Below are 14883 nucleotides of genomic sequence, written 5' to 3' on the forward strand. Positions count from 1 at the left end.
AACTTCAACCTCGCTCTCGACGTGCTGAACGGCAAGGGCCGCCCGGGCATCAAGTATGCCTGTGCCCTGAACGCCGGTGCCGCCCTCTACATCAGCAAGAAGGCAGCCAGCATCAAGGAAGGCTTCGACAAGGCCATGAAGGCTATGGAAGACGGCTCCGTGCTGAAGAAGATCGAAGAAGTGAAGGTCGCGACGAATTCGTAATGAGATCGGTTGCGTTCGCTCCCTTTGGGGTATGAGCGCGGGCTACGCCCTTTGAGAAAAACTAAAACCGCTCCGATTATTCGGAGCGGTTTTAGTTTAAATAAAGAGGCATTTTAAGCAGAGCGAGGTTTTCCCGTCCAGCCCAATTTTTCGCGAAGAGCTCCCACGAAACCCGTATGGCGCATGCGAATAAAAGTCGTCACAAGCTTACTTTCAGACAACATTACATATTCGTCCGGTTTCATTTCGAGCGTTATGCGCCCATCAAAAACAAGGTCAATCGAGCAATTTACCGCCGATGCCAAACGCAATTTTTTATCCGTCAACGAAAGCACAAGCGGGCGCACCGAAAGGCTGCTCGGCGCCACAGGCGTAAGCACCACCGCCGGAGTCGAAGGGTGGATAATTGGACCGCCAGCCGCCAAATTGTAAGCGGTAGAACCTGTCGGTGTCGAAACGAGAATCGAATCCGCCCAGTATTCTGTCAGGCACGTATCATTATAAGCGACATTCACGTTCACCATGCGTTCGGGAGCACGCGCACGTACGTGGACTTCATTCAGCACCGTTTGCTTTGCTATGCACTTTTTTCCGTGATAAACAGCAGCTTCAATCATCATGCGTTCACGCGTCGAAAAATCACCTGCAATCAAGCTATCGAGCGTCTTGGTCAAGCCTTCCACGCGCGATTCCGCCAAGAAACCGACACGGCCCGCATTCACGCCGAGAATCGGGATGTTGTGGCCAAGCGCCATATGCGCTGCCGTAAGCACCGTGCCGTCACCGCCAACAGCAATCAGCAAATCGGTCTTCTGCAACGCAGATTCTTTCACAACACGAATTGGCTTTTTCACGAGTTCCTTCAAGGAATCGAGAGCGTAAAACTTTACCTGCGGATGTTCGAGCGCCCAAGCAGAAATCTGCTTCAAGGCACAAGCCAAATCGGCACTTTTGTCCTTAAACCCGACAATCCCAATGTTGCTGAAAGACTTATTCATTTTCACCCTCAAGTTTCGCGTTTCACCCATGCGTTAGCCAGATTTTATTCCTTTTTCTCGGCATTTTCGGCCACTAGCACGTTTTTCAATTTTTCATAAACGCCCGGGAACATCGCTTCTACTTTGTCAAAGTTTTCAACTACTTCATCGTTCTGAAGCGCAAGCGAAAGTACGCTCAAGGCAAGCCCCATCTGCGCCGATTCCCCACCGTCAAAATCGCTACCGTTCACAATCGTTTCCAAACCGCGAATGACAAGGCCATCATCGTAAACGCCGACTTCGGCACCGGTCTTGCGCAAGTTCACCGCCAACACTTCATTCTTCGGGCGCATTTCAACGCGAACTTCTTTAGGCACTCGCAAAATCGTCTCGCCTTCGGCGTAGCAAGCCGCCACAGCCAACAGCGGGTATTCTTCAAGTGCCGTTGCAATCACGTCTTCGCTAAAGCGGCGACCTTGCAATCGCTTTCCAGAAGCAAGCGGTTTGATTTCGACATCGCCAAAAACATCGCCATACTTTTCACGACGGCTCACCGTTTCCACATTGGCGCCCATGCGCTTGAGGCATGTGAGCGCACCTGCGCGGCTACTGTTCAAATCAACATTCAAAAGCTTGATGACGTTGTCCTTGGGCATATTGCCAACCGTCGCCAAGACTGCAAAAGCAGTCGCTTCGGTCGTATCGCCCGGCACATAATACTCACGCGCCGTAATCACCTTCGTTTCCGAAAGCTCCGTGAACTGAGTGCGTTCAATTTTCTTGCCTTGAGCAATCATCAAGCGGCGTTCAAATTCACTCAGCTGCTCCATGCCACGGCCTTCGTACTTTACCGCCGCGCCAAAGTAAATGAGCATTTTCGTCCACTGGTCATGCACCGTCGATTTTTCTTCGAAATTCAAATATTCATTGCGAATCAGCGCACGGAGCAAAAGCCTATTGCGCATCGCATACGAAACATTCCCGAGCGAATCTTTCTTGACATTCAGTTCATCGCGCAAAAAATTAAAGACAAACTTTGCAGGTTCATCTTTTTGCACCTTAATCTTGAAATACTTCTGGACAGTTTCCTTTGCGTTATTCACGCGGGCAATCCCTGCATCGTCCACTTCGGCAGCAAACGTATAAAGTTGTTCATCGTCCTTGCTTGCAAGCGTCCATAGCATTACATTATCAGCTTCGTTAAACTTAATCGGGAGCATCGTCGGCACAGGATACTGAAAGCCCTTGCCGTTAAGCACCAGTTGGTGTCCCTGCAATTCATAAGACAACCCAAATTCCTTAAGAGCCTCGGCGTAGCGTTCACTGCCACTCGCCCACGCGAAATCTTCTAGCACGGTACGACCATTCACAAGAAGCGCCATCACCAGTGTCAAATTCATCCGTTCTCGGTCGGGGTTCATCAAGAATTCCATCATCTATTCCTTAATTACAAATTAACGTCTTTCTTTAACTTCGTATTCCAAGTATTGCAAAGTCTTTACTGCGCGCGCGGCCTCTTCTTCGGTCTTGAACGCAAGCAAAAGCGTGCCCGCCACATTCTCGCGAACCTTCATCAGTTCAATATCGCGAATGTTAATACCTTCTTCGGCAAGCGGCTGCATCACGCTCAACAGAGCGCCCGGCTTATCCTTGAGCTGGACCGTAATTTCGTAGAACGAGTTCGTGTTATTGCGCCCCGGCGCAAACAAGCTCGCACGGCCATCGTTACCCGCCTTGAAAATATCGGCAAGCGCCTGGGAATTATCCGCCGCCACGCTATCCTCGTCATTTTCAAAATTGCCAGAAGCCGGCTTACCGTCCTTCACAACGTTAAGGCGCTTCATCGCCATGATCGTCTTGGTCAGCCCGTCACGCACTTCACAAAGAGCACGAGTCGTCTCGTCGCGATTAGTCACGGCAATATCGTGCCACATTCCCCAGCCCGAAGCGGCAATACGCGTCATATCGCGGAAAGCGCGGCCCGCAAAATGCTGGTAATTGTGCGCAAGCAAACGCTCCGGCAAGTTGCCTGCCAGCGTCGAACTCAGCATTTGCGGCATGTGACTCACCCACGCCATCGTGCGGTCGTGATGTTCCGGCGGGAACACCACCGGATTTGCGCCCACAAAATGAACCAGCTCTAACAGCGGCGCATAAACAGATTCAGGCGTTCCATTTGGCGGGCAAACAAACCAATACGCATTTTCAAAAATAGCAGGATCGTTGTACTCGCAAGTACGTTTTTCGGAACCCGCCATCGGGTGACTACCGACAAAACGGAACGGAGCCGGCAAGCGCATCCCCGCCTTGCAAATTTCAACCTTCGTCGAGCCGATATCGCTCACCAAAATTTCACGATTCTCAGAGCCATTAGTGCCAGCCCACGAAACACGCCCCAGCGCATCAATCATCTTTAGGATGTGGATAATCGGAGCGCAAAGCAAAATCAGGTCGCTATCCTTCGCCCACTTTTCAGTTTCATCATACTCGAAAAATTCATCAGCAAGTTCAAGCTCACGAGCGCGCTTAAGCGTTGCAGGCGAACTCACCGCGCGGATAATCGTCGGGAGTTTAGCCTGCTTGATTGCAGCGGCAACGGAACTTGCGAGCAGGCCAAAGCCCACCATAGTAATGCGGCGAAAAGAAAGTCGCCCACTAAAACCATCAGCCATTATTCTTCCACCTTGCGAGTTTCTTCCATGATGACACGGAAAATGTTCCTGAATGATTCTTCGGAGAGCGGGCCACCAGCCTTTCGAGCCTTTTCGGCAACCCCGTTCAGCACTGCCGTTTCACGACTTTCGTCAAACACCGGCAAGCCCTTCTGCTTCTTGATTTTTCCAATCTCAGCAGCATATGTCGCCCTCTTGTTGAGGAGTGTCATCAGTTCATCGTTCAGTTCATCAATGCGAATGCGCCATTCATTAATATCCATGTACGTGAATGTAGAAAAAATGCACTTTCATAAATTTACGGAGCCCTTTAAATTTGGCCGGATTTGCGTTTAGCACGTTTTACAGCCTATCGCCAACATTTTTTCTGCATATTTTTTTATTTTGTGCAAAATCACTATAATTTTTTCGGATGTTTATGAAACAGATTGCATTATTTTTAGCTGCTATAGCCACATCTTTAACATTTGAAGCTTGCGCCAGCTCCGATCCGCGAGGTTACCAGCCTATAGAAATCGGCAACACGGCAAATGAAACGCAAATGGTACGCGACGGTCGTGATACACAGACTTACATGAATACAAAAATGCCCACGCCCTCCAATGCAGAAAGCACCTATATGGGAGAAATGCCCGAGGCCAAGGTTCATTACGAAGAAAAAGAAGACATCAAAGTCAACGACAAATTGGACTACGAAAAAATCAAACAGAATTAGCATCGATCCTTCGACTGAAACTTAATGGTTTCCCTCCCAAACGCCATTCAAGAAATGATGGTTCCTCGCATTCGCGAGGATGACGAGTCGTAATGCGAGGATGACACTCACCGCCCACTGCACAAAACTTTTAAACAGCCCACTGTTTACAGCCTACTGCCTACTGTCTACTTCCTACTTTTCTATATTTGCTTGCACTATGAGCTTAAAATTTGATACTCCCATTACCGAAGTTCCGCTGTTCCACCAGGGCAAAGTACGTGACATGTACGACCTCGGTGACAGCTTCCTGATGGTCGCCAGCGACCGTCTTTCCGCTTTTGACGTGGTGCTTCCCACCCCGATTCCTGGTAAGGGCAAAATCCTCAACCAGCTTTCGCTGTTCTGGTTCCAGCACCTCGGTATGAAGAACCACCTCATCACCGCCGACGTAAACGAATACCCGGCAGTTTTGAAGAAGCACGCCGACTACCTCCGCGGCCGTTCCATGATCGTGAAGAAGGCTCACCGCCATTCCGTCGAATGCATCGTTCGCGGTTACATCGTCGGTTCTGGTTGGAAGGACTACCAGAAGACCGGTAAGATCTGCGGCCATGTTCTCCCCGAAGGCCTGCAGCTCTGCCAGAAGCTCGAAAAGCCGCTCTACACGCCGAGCACCAAGCCCGACGTTGGCCACGACGAAAACATCAGCTTCGAACAGACTTTCGACATCGTTGGCGAAAAGGTTGCAACGATTCTCCGCGACATGTCCCTCGACATCTACACGAAGGCCCGCGACTACGCAGCAAGCAAGGGCATCATCCTTGCCGACACCAAGTTCGAATTCGGTGAAATTGATGGCGAAACCATCCTCATCGATGAAGTGCTGACTCCGGACTCCAGCCGTTACTGGCCGGCAGACAAGTACCAGGTGGGCAAGAACCAGGAAAGTTTCGACAAGCAGTACGTTCGCGACTGGCTGGAAACTCTCGACTGGGGCAAGACCTATCCGGGTCCGGAAATTCCGGCAGACGTCGTGAAGAACACGCTCGCGAAGTACGAAGAAATCTTCGTGCGCCTCACCGGCAAGCAACCGGAACTGTAATAGACACGTCTATTTGCAAAACGCGCAGACCTTCGGGCCTGCGTTTTTTCTTTTGGAATACTACTCCAGGTAGTATTTTCGAAGCATATCAATTTCATCCTGCGATACGCCTATTTTTTGCCGGATAAAATTCAATAGCGAACCATATTTCTCGTTGATGAGCTTTACCGGAGTTTCCATATACTCGCGCTTGACGCTCACCAAGAAATGCAGCACGTCCAATTGCGCATCCGTCATTCCGGATTCGCGGCCTTTCGCAGTCATCACTTCGAGCTGTTTGCGGTACGAGTTTTCAGATTCCGTGTAATCGTCTAAAATAGCGTTATCGTCGGCGCCAAGCGCAGCGAGCATCAACACCGATCCAAAGCCGGCACGGTCCTTGCCCGAAGTGCAATGCCACAGAATTGGCGCACCCTTTTGCGCAAGAACAATCTTAAAGAACTCGCCAAACTGGCGATGCGCATAGTCGCCTTCAGCAAAGTAACTATAAAGTACATCCTTTAACTTAGTGGCCCACGGGTAGCCCGCAACTTTAAAAAGGAGCTCCATCATCCCCTCTCCTTTCGCGGGCGTAATCTGTTCCTTTTTCAGCGCACTATTGCGCAGCAATTCGTCTAAAACAGGAATCGAGACCATCGACATTCCATCGAGAAGTTTGTCTTGTTTGCGCATATATTCAAAGTCTGAGCGCAAGTCTATAACCAAACGAATACCAAACTCGTCGCGCAAACGATGCAAATCGTTTTCGGTCGCTAGCGACAAATTTCCACTGCGGAAAAGCATGTTTTCTTTGACATGGCGGCCGCCCGCGACGATTCCGCCGAGCTGTCGAGCATTATCAATGCATTCAAACTTTAGAACATTTGCCATAAAAGTCCCCTTTACAAGTCTAATATAACGAAATCCATTACAATTTCAAAACATTTATACATAAAAACCCCGAAAGTCTTAAAAACTTTCGGGGTTTACACAGTCCTTACAATAGACTAGCCGAGCTGGTCACTCCAAGGAGGAGGTTCAGAGCCGCTTCCTTGCATTAGGCAGACTTCATGACGCAATTCAACAATTTTCATCTCGGGAGATGTGTATTCTTTTTTCTGGTTTTGTTCTTTTTTCATATTCATTTGTATTCAATTGTTTAAGGTTTGGGGGTTAATGTAGTAAATTTTTTCCATAATAGGCACCACGTACCTTTCGAGCATCCTTGTTCATAGGACGTCCCTTGAGGTCGTACACGCGCTTTACGCTATTCGCACGGAATTCTCCACTGCGGGTATTGAACTGGCCAATGACAGTCGTGTGTTCTTCGCCGTTCTTGTCTTTACCCACAATGACCACATTCATCTGTTCCGGAAGTTCATCCTTTATAGAAGCCACGTTGCGGTTCGCATAGTAGCCATTAGCGCGAACCGTGCTCGGCACATTGTGAATCAAGTAAGCACGCAGCGGACGGATACTGGCCCCAGCAGCGATTTTAACAAACTGACCTACAGACACGTCACCTTCAGAAGAAGCGGCAAAGCCATAGACTCGGCCCAAATCCGGACTGTCCTCGGTCCACTTCATGAAAGAATATGTTCCACGGAATTCCCAGCCATCCTTTTCGGTAACGGCATCGCGAGTCGTTTCCAAGACTACAGAGCCAAGAATTTCAAGAGACTTGTCGCTCATCTTGATCATATACGGAGTGTAAGCTTGCAATTCTACTTCTTCCGAAGTTTTTTCCCATACAACCTGCATGGCCACGGCCTTCTTTTTATTTTCATCCAAGACAATGCCATCAAACGAAAGAACAGAATCAACACCAACTAAAAGGCTTGTCTTTATGTTGAACGGAAGCACTATGGTAGAATAGCCTTCGGTCGTAAAATCGCGTTCAAACTTCACTTCGTCAACTTCAATTCTATCCGTTATTATGAAATCATCTTCCCCGATGTAGTTTCCGTTGATTTCAGCATGGATCTTACCCTCACCGTCTTGTGTAACGACGATATTCGGCTTGACCGGACGCAACGTTTTGCCAGCGATAGCGTTACGTTTGTCAATAGTCTCACCAGTATAACCATTACACTCAAAAATGAAACCTTCAAAGAAATTGCCTTCGCCATCGGTATAGAGAACGTCATTCGCAACTTTAACAAAGAAACCACTTTTAGTCCCCAAATCATCAATATAAGTATAGCGGTTAGTCGTGACGGTAGCCCCAGCAAGTTCAACACCAGAAGACGAACATGTGGGTCGTGCAGCAATGCCACTACCTTCACCATCGGCAAAGACCTCACCAGCATTTAAATATGCAACACCTTCAGTAAAAATACCATAACGGCTTTTGTCTTTGGCATGTACAGTAAGAGAGCCTCCATTTACATTAACATCATACCAAGAACCAATAGCATAACTTTTATCGAATCCTTCGGAAACTCCAGTCGCAGTCGCATCGACATCGCCTCCGTTAATTTCGATTCCTCTAGAACCAAAAATTCCTCTGAAACCAGCAGCGGTAACAGAACCGCCATTGATGATAACTTTCGCATCGGAAGCTCTAATACCTGAAGAAACGCCTGCTGCATCGACTATACCACCGTTAACCGTGACTGAACCAGCCCAAATACCATACTCATATTCTTCAAATGAATGAGCCTTGACAGAGCCGCCATAAACGGTAAATGCATTAAATACAGATATAGCGGTGCTATTTTCCGCATAGACCTCGAACTTTCCCATATTTTCGCCAGTGCTCTGGGCATAGACGGCCAGATTCCTAAACGACATTTCGGAATTTTCATTCTTCGCAGTCAGCTTGGCGCCGTCTGCAAGAATCAGGTTGACATCCGGTCCCGTACACTGCCCGTTTTCAATTTGCTGCTTGAACGCCAAAAGATGCCCCTGGACTTCATCATACGTCACTTCGCCCTTGACCACAAACCAGCCGCCATTCTTGAACATCGGACCGTCCGGAGATTCGTCACCGGTAAGCTCGATGTAATCTGTAATAGTCTTCGTCTCGCCATTTTCGTCAATGTACTTGACAGGAGAAGGGGTAGGCACGGCCCATGCGGTTGAAGAGATTAAAAACATCACGAGTAGGATTAAACCTATTCGCACCTTTTTAAATACATTTAAATTATTCATTTTTTGCATTCCTTCTTTATCGTTAAAAACAAATAAGCCCGACGGAATACCGACAGGACAATTTTTACAACGTTTATACAAAGAAGCACACAATAGTGTGAAAAACAACTGTATGGAAGTATAAAATGTTGCGTTTTTTAACATACAAACGCAAATTTAGACAAAAGTCTATAATACTCCCATAGCCCATTTGGGTTATAAGCATTATTATTTTTTCACAATTCTAAGCAAGCCTTGCTTATTGTATTCAGGAGCATCTTTGGAGAACAGGCCCTTGAGTTCTTGACGAAGCACGTATTTTTCGTTGTCACCCCAGTCAATGATACTCCCCGACTTTGCCGGGATACCATCGCCAAAAAGGCTATCAGCCGCCATCAAGAGAGCTTCTTCCGGGTCTTCAATCGTATTCAAGATGCACAAGTCGGGCAGCGTAAACACCGCTAGGCCAAGCGTATAAAGCGAGTCGCCCGAATCAAGGATGTTAATCCACGGGTCCATCGGATAATCGGAATCGCCAAACTGTTCTTCAAAAGCCTTTGCCGTCCAGGCCGTGCCAGACTGCTGCATGTAAACCCCGATGGCTCCGGCGGCAAACATCTTCGAAATAGCGGAGTTCACCATTTCGACATCGTTTATGCTTTTTACATTCCCGAGCAAGAACAAAAGCGACTTGTGCGCAACAAAGGCCTTTTCTTCGTCTTCCGTCAAATCATTACGTTCCTTGAAAATATCCAGAACATCTGGCGAAGCCGGCTGGCGTACAACGTTAAATTGGACGCTGCAACCGGGAATCATCACCGTTTTTGTATCGGCAGCGACCTTGACGTTTTCGGTAATGGAAAAAATTTCGTCAACAGCTACAGGAATCGGGAAAGCAAGAACAAACTGGTTCATATCCAACTCTATTTAAAATTTTCGAACAACACTTTCAATCGCCATGTGGAGCAAGTTCGGGTTACTCCATTTTGGCATTTTAACGCAAGATTCAAAAGCCTTGGCAAGCGTTTCGGCAGAAAGCTCTTCCGCCTTGATTTCAACAGCATAGCCCTCTTTTGACAAATCATGCGCAAGGACAATCTGTTCAAACTGCCCCGGAGTTGGCACAAAGATACATTTTGCACCGAGTTCCGCCATATCCATCACAGTGCTGTAGCCGCCTCGACTGACCACATAATCGGCTCGTTGCACGACATCCGCAAATTCAGCCGTTGCCAAATGCGTGTGGAACTCGATATTCTGTTCGGTCCACGTTTTATACCCTGCTGAAGGCTTCCCGAGAATCATCATGTGGCGACCTGGAATTTTTAAAAGCGCTTCGCGCAGTTGTAATTCGAATTGCGTACGCGCAGGTTCCACGCCCGACACAACAGCAACAACCTTGAACCTCGAAAAATCTCTCGACTTCGGCGAGGCCTCAGCGGCATTCCATTTTTCATTGACCGTTCGAGCCATAAATTCAGACACGCTCATCAAGTCCACATCGCGTTCCAGATCGACATCCTTTGGAATCGGCGGATTTTTATCGCGCGCTACAAGCATCGCATTTTCCGAAAATCTTGAGAGCGGCCCAACGAAACGCATCGGCTTATTGCCCGGGGTTGCACCAGAATGCGAAAGCGAACCTGCATAACCCGGGAAAAATTCCAAGTCCGGCACCCAGACTTCATCGAACTTGCGCATCACATTTGAATGCCACATGACACCAAGGCGTTCAAACGCCGAAAAGATTTTCGGGAACGCAATCCGGCGCTGGTGCGTCATGTAAATGCTATACGCTCTTTTCGAATAAAATGCAAAACGGTTATCCGAAAACAGCACATCGAAACCATAACGTTCGACCATTTCTTCGGCAAAATGATGTTCGAAACGCATCACGGCATTCAAGTGCATACTGTTTTTGAGCAGCCAAAGCGCCATGTTATAGCCATGCTTTGGATACACGATATTGTAGCTCGGAGCAAGACGTTGTCTGAGTTCCGGGAACACCTCACGGTAAAAACTTGCATTTGCCTTCACGACGGCAAGTTCCACCTCGGCTCCTGCCCGCAAGAACTCGCGGATAATGGGCACACAACGCGTTGCGTGCCCAAGACCCCAATCTAGCGGAGCTACAAGGACTTTCAATTTTCAGCCTCTAGCCAAGCGTGTGCCCAATCACCATGGTCGCAATCTTTATCATTGCCCATCAGCACACGCAAATTGAGTGTTTTTGCGCCCTTGATATTGAGTCTCAAGCGTTCCTTGTCTGTCGTATAAAGCTTCTTGGAATGGTAAATTTCTCGACCATCCGCTTCGACAGCAAAGTAAGCTCCATCACCGCAGGCACTTTCATCATCAAGACCAACAACCGCATTGAACCAATCGTAGCTGCGCGAAAGCGTATATACCAAAGACGAATTGGCATGGCTACCAATGCCATAACGGAAAGGTTCACCATCAAGCATTAACTTGTGGCGGTCCACCGTAGCATCCATCTGCGGTTCGCCCCATTCCTGGGAAAAACGCTGCATTTTAAGCCTTGAGAGAAGAGCCACGTTTTCGCCTTCAATAAAGAAATCCCTGTATGTGACAAGCGTATCTTCGTCCGGCATGGAGCAGCTCAATACCACGCGGTTCATACCTGTGCGAATCTTTGCAGAATCCAGAAGCAACGTATCGGCATTGCTCGAAACAAGCATTTCGCCCTGGTCCTTATCGTTCACCTTGTAATCGCAGGCAATCGATTCCGGGAAGCGCTTGTTCACAACAATCATGCCGTTCGATTCTTCGGTCACCAAGAAGTTCTGTGCGTAATGCGAGATGCCCTTCTTCGAAAGGATCTTGTAAATAGCAAGTCCGTAACCGAAATCGCGAGCGTTCATCAACACGCGTTCATTCTTGAAACCGTTGAGAATATCATCAATCTGGTCGGTCGTCTTGAAGCCCACCACACGACTTGCACGGTTGACTTTTCCATAGCCATCCTGACCGCGCACGAGATAAATATTCCCGCCCGATTTTTGCATCCATTCAACAAACGTTTCGGTGCTCCAGCTCTTGAACGAACTTTCGCTAAACGAAGTATGTCCCGAGGCTAGCATCTGCCAAGGCCTTGCGTAAATGAACACAGAATTTTTCGGATACTTCGCCAGTTCCGTATTCAAGAAATCTTCTTCGGTGAGGAGTTTGTTCTTATAATAGAGCATGTTCGACTTGTAACTCGGAGCATGGTAAAGCATGAGCCCCACCGACAACAAGCAAGCGACAGAAGCAACAATCTTTGCAGCAGCATCGTCCTTCATCTTCGTCGTGAAGACTAGCGCATCGTAAAGGCCTAGCGCCATCAAAAGCGCAAACATCGGGAGCGCCACAAGCACATAGCGCTGGTTGATATCAATCGTAAACGTACCGGACACGTTCAGGAGGATCACGAAAATCTGCAAGCAGAACGTGATACCCAAGATGAACCCGCGAATATAACGGCGGGAATAGAACATGCGGAACAAGAGCCACACTGTAGCCAAAAGCAAAATCACGGTAAACGTCGTGTAGAACGGATTTTCCATGATACCGCCAAACGAAGAATCCGTTTTGAGGTTCATCATGACTTCGATGTTCGTCTTCAAGTTGAACCACAAATTTTCGAGCGAGTGAGCCGCATGCGTGCCGCCCTGGAAATCGTAACCGCGATACGCCGCCATCGTATTGATCGAAGGCCAGCTCACAAAAATCACAGACGCGACAAATGCGGGCAAACGATAAGGCTTTTCAAGGAAATAGCGGTAATAGTAAAGCGCAAACGGGATAAACGCAAACACCGTTTCTTGGCGAGTCTGCGCAAAGAATCCAAGCAGCGGAACCGTCAAAAGGAAATGCTTCCACGTGACCTTGTTCGTCGGCACAAAAGCATACCATGCCATCAGAACCGCAAGCAACAGAATGTAAAGAACTTCGGTCGAAGCAGAGCGCGACTGCAACAGGTAAATCGGCATGCCACCCAGGAACGCCGTTGCCGCCAGTGCAAGCTTATCGCTCTTGAACCATTTGCTCAGCGCGAGGAAAAACGCAATCAAGCTCAGAATGTAGAACGGATAGTTCACCATCAAAGCCGTATCGCGGTTCGGCTCCATGAAGTTGAACACGAGCGAATAGACAAATCCAAGAGCCTTGCCCTTGAAGTTGTTCACCTCGGTCTTGCAATCCAGAACGCCATCCGTCCAGATGCCCTCGTTACAGACACCGCCCGAATGTTGGAAATACATCTGGAGCCCCATGGACTCCCAGCTCGTCTCGTCGCTCAAGACGCGATGCGTATTACCGATGTTCCCAAAGATGAACACCGAGAACATGATGAGCAAAAGCGCAAGCCCGCAAAAACATTTTCCGCTAGGCAGGAACCCTTTCACATGCTTTGCGACAAACGGAGCATTGACAACAATACCCGCCACAAGCAAAAGGAACGTGAGGAGAATAGAGTAATACCCCCATTCGATGTCCCAATGCCGCGCATAAGACACGGATAAGTTATTGAATATAAAGAAAGCGGATACGAGTACGGCAACTGTAACCGCCAACATGACATTTTGAGGTTTATCCCATTGAAGGGTATTCTTCCATTCCGTAAAGGACTGACGCAAAGATTTCGGCTTCACACCATCCCTTCCTAACGATTCTTTTTTCATAGTGAGTTAAATATAACATTATTTTTCGCACAAGATTCAATACAGTTTTTACAAGCAACTCGATTAAAAGCACACCATTTTTACGCGAACGTCCTATATCGTTCTATATAATACACCGTCCTCAAAATGTCTCCTTTTTTTCGCATTTTTCAATCAATTTTTCAAAAGAACCTCTTTAAACGCAGAAATAATCAAATCTATTTTGTATATATTATAGGGAGAATTTTGCGCCACCTTGGAAGGAGTTAAAAATGTTTTACAAACATTGGAAGAAAATTGCACTTGCCTTAACCGGATTTTTTTGGAATAGCTGCGATAACTCGGTAACATCGGCGAACGCCAACGGAGTGAACCCATCAAGTTCCTCTATCGGTGACAATCAGTCTAGTTCTTCCGAAGTGACTCCATCCTCTAGCAACGATGCGTTAGGAAATATGGTCCCGCTATACGGAATACTTTTATCCAGCGTAGTCCAATCTTCAAGTTCAAATGCAGAATCGAGCAGCAGTTTCGTGCAACCGGTGCCCGCATACGGCGTTGTAGCAGTTCCCTGTTACGAAGACGGTAAGGGCGTCAAAATGAGTGCCGGAGTCACAGAAACAAAACTCGTTTGCGATGACGGCGTATTTTGCAATGAACGTGAAGCAATAAAGAAAGGCGAAAATGATCCATGCCGCATTAACGACGATGGCGACCTCAAGGGTGCCGTAGCCTGCCCCGATTACGGCGTTGTTTATGTCACCGAAAAAACATACGACTGCGATGGCGTCACCTATAACGAAGCCGAATTCCGCGAACGCTACGAGAAAGCTAAAATCGTAAAAATCGACAAGAAAATCGAAGACCGCTTGAATTCCGAGAAAAATGAAGACTAAAAACGTCATCCTGGAGCGCAGCGATAGGATCCAGTTAAATTAAAACAAAGCTTTGGATTCTTCGACTTCGAACCTACGCTTCTTCGCTCAGAATGACTCCAAACAAACACCTCAAAGCCGCATAACGGCGATCTCAGACATCACACCTCTATGTTCTACAAATTTCTAAAATTCATTTTCCTTTCGACACTCACTCTTATTTGGGGCGGTTGCGAAAGCAAAGACCATGCCATAGCCGGGTATGGTTGCATCTCTACCCAATGCTATAACACTACTGCGATAAACGACGCCGGCAAAGCATTCGACATCATTGAATGCGAAAACGGCGATAAATACCTAAGGCATCCGGGAATTTACGAAAGCCCTTTAGCGCCAAACGATTTGCCCCCAGGTGTTGACGTTTTCGCCCCGCAAACAGACGAAAGAGGGTGCGGAGCTTCAAACTGCACTTACAGCAAACAAGATCTTTGCGTAGACGGAATCGTTTTAGACGAACACGGAAATGAACAACCCGTCGGTGGATGCTACCCCACCATCGATTGCCCGGAAAAGAAATAATCGCT

14 protein-coding genes and 1 pseudogene are annotated in these 14883 nt (G+C 47.8%); 5 read left to right on the forward strand and 10 right to left on the reverse strand.

The annotated features are described in order from the left end of the window. Positions 1 to 204, forward strand: a pseudogene (locus HUF13_RS11215) (bifunctional anthranilate synthase component II/anthranilate phosphoribosyltransferase); the annotation flags it as partial. Positions 205 to 317: 113 nt separating this feature from the next. Here the strand turns inward: HUF13_RS11215 and HUF13_RS11220 are convergent. From HUF13_RS11220 to HUF13_RS11235, 4 genes are read right to left on the reverse strand one after another with little or no spacing between them, the layout of a single operon-like run. After that, complete coding sequence (locus HUF13_RS11220; protein WP_173475215.1) at positions 318 to 1202, reverse strand: NAD(+)/NADH kinase; 885 nt, start codon at positions 1200 to 1202, stop codon at positions 318 to 320. 44 nt (positions 1203 to 1246) lie between these two features. Further along, positions 1247 to 2617 (reverse strand): 3-phosphoshikimate 1-carboxyvinyltransferase, encoded by a 1371-nt coding sequence (locus tag HUF13_RS11225; protein ID WP_304039106.1) that lies wholly within the window; start codon positions 2615 to 2617, stop codon positions 1247 to 1249. Positions 2618 to 2635: 18 nt separating this feature from the next. Next, positions 2636 to 3853: a prephenate dehydrogenase/arogenate dehydrogenase family protein gene (locus HUF13_RS11230; RefSeq protein WP_173475216.1), complete on the reverse strand. Its 1218-nt coding sequence runs from the start codon at positions 3851 to 3853 to the stop codon at positions 2636 to 2638. Further along, entirely contained in the window at positions 3853 to 4116 is a 264-nt protein-coding gene (locus tag HUF13_RS11235; protein ID WP_173475217.1) for a chorismate mutase, read from the reverse strand. Before HUF13_RS11235 ends, HUF13_RS11230 begins: the two co-directional genes overlap by 1 nt. A gap of 155 nt (positions 4117 to 4271) precedes the next feature. Between HUF13_RS11235 and HUF13_RS11240 the strand changes: the two genes are divergently transcribed. After that, on the forward strand, positions 4272 to 4568 hold the full coding sequence (locus HUF13_RS11240; RefSeq protein WP_173475218.1) for a hypothetical protein: 297 nt from the start codon (positions 4272 to 4274) through the stop codon (positions 4566 to 4568). 199 nt (positions 4569 to 4767) lie between these two features. Next, entirely contained in the window at positions 4768 to 5652 is an 885-nt protein-coding gene (locus HUF13_RS11245; protein ID WP_173475219.1) for a phosphoribosylaminoimidazolesuccinocarboxamide synthase, read from the forward strand. Positions 5653 to 5712: 60 nt separating this feature from the next. On the opposite strand, the gene HUF13_RS11250 is transcribed toward HUF13_RS11245, so the two are convergent. The 6 genes from HUF13_RS11250 to HUF13_RS11275 form a co-directional block, all read right to left on the reverse strand. Then, positions 5713 to 6522, reverse strand: coding sequence for a tyrosine-protein phosphatase (locus HUF13_RS11250; RefSeq protein ID WP_173475220.1), 810 nt, complete (start codon positions 6520 to 6522; stop codon positions 5713 to 5715). A gap of 116 nt (positions 6523 to 6638) precedes the next feature. Further along, the gene (locus HUF13_RS11255; protein WP_173475214.1) at positions 6639 to 6776 is read right to left on the reverse strand and encodes a hypothetical protein; all 138 of its coding nucleotides are present in this window, start codon (positions 6774 to 6776) and stop codon (positions 6639 to 6641) included. A 28-nt stretch (positions 6777 to 6804) separates the two neighbouring features. Beyond that, positions 6805 to 8700 (reverse strand): hypothetical protein, encoded by a 1896-nt coding sequence (locus tag HUF13_RS11260; RefSeq protein WP_173475221.1) that lies wholly within the window; start codon positions 8698 to 8700, stop codon positions 6805 to 6807. A gap of 291 nt (positions 8701 to 8991) precedes the next feature. Next, positions 8992 to 9678 carry a hypothetical protein gene (locus tag HUF13_RS11265; RefSeq protein WP_173475222.1) on the reverse strand — a complete coding sequence of 229 codons (687 nt, stop codon included), beginning with the start codon at positions 9676 to 9678 and terminating at the stop codon, positions 8992 to 8994. Positions 9679 to 9690: 12 nt separating this feature from the next. Beyond that, positions 9691 to 10908: a glycosyltransferase gene (locus HUF13_RS11270; RefSeq protein ID WP_173475223.1), complete on the reverse strand. Its 1218-nt coding sequence runs from the start codon at positions 10906 to 10908 to the stop codon at positions 9691 to 9693. Next, complete coding sequence (locus HUF13_RS11275) at positions 10905 to 13415, reverse strand: NPCBM/NEW2 domain-containing protein (RefSeq protein ID WP_304039107.1); 2511 nt, start codon at positions 13413 to 13415, stop codon at positions 10905 to 10907. The genes HUF13_RS11270 and HUF13_RS11275 overlap by 4 nt, the downstream gene beginning before the upstream one ends. 281 nt (positions 13416 to 13696) lie before the next feature. Here HUF13_RS11275 and HUF13_RS11280 point away from each other — a divergent pair, with 281 nt between their 5' ends. After that, a complete protein-coding gene (locus HUF13_RS11280; protein ID WP_173475225.1) occupies positions 13697 to 14320 on the forward strand; it encodes a hypothetical protein in 624 nt (207 codons plus the stop codon). A gap of 150 nt (positions 14321 to 14470) precedes the next feature. After that, entirely contained in the window at positions 14471 to 14878 is a 408-nt protein-coding gene (locus HUF13_RS11285) for a hypothetical protein (RefSeq protein ID WP_173475226.1), read from the forward strand. The last annotated feature ends 5 nt before the right edge of the window (positions 14879 to 14883 follow it).

The organism is Fibrobacter succinogenes, assembly GCF_902779965.1.
GTDB lineage: Bacteria > Fibrobacterota > Fibrobacteria > Fibrobacterales > Fibrobacteraceae > Fibrobacter > Fibrobacter succinogenes_F.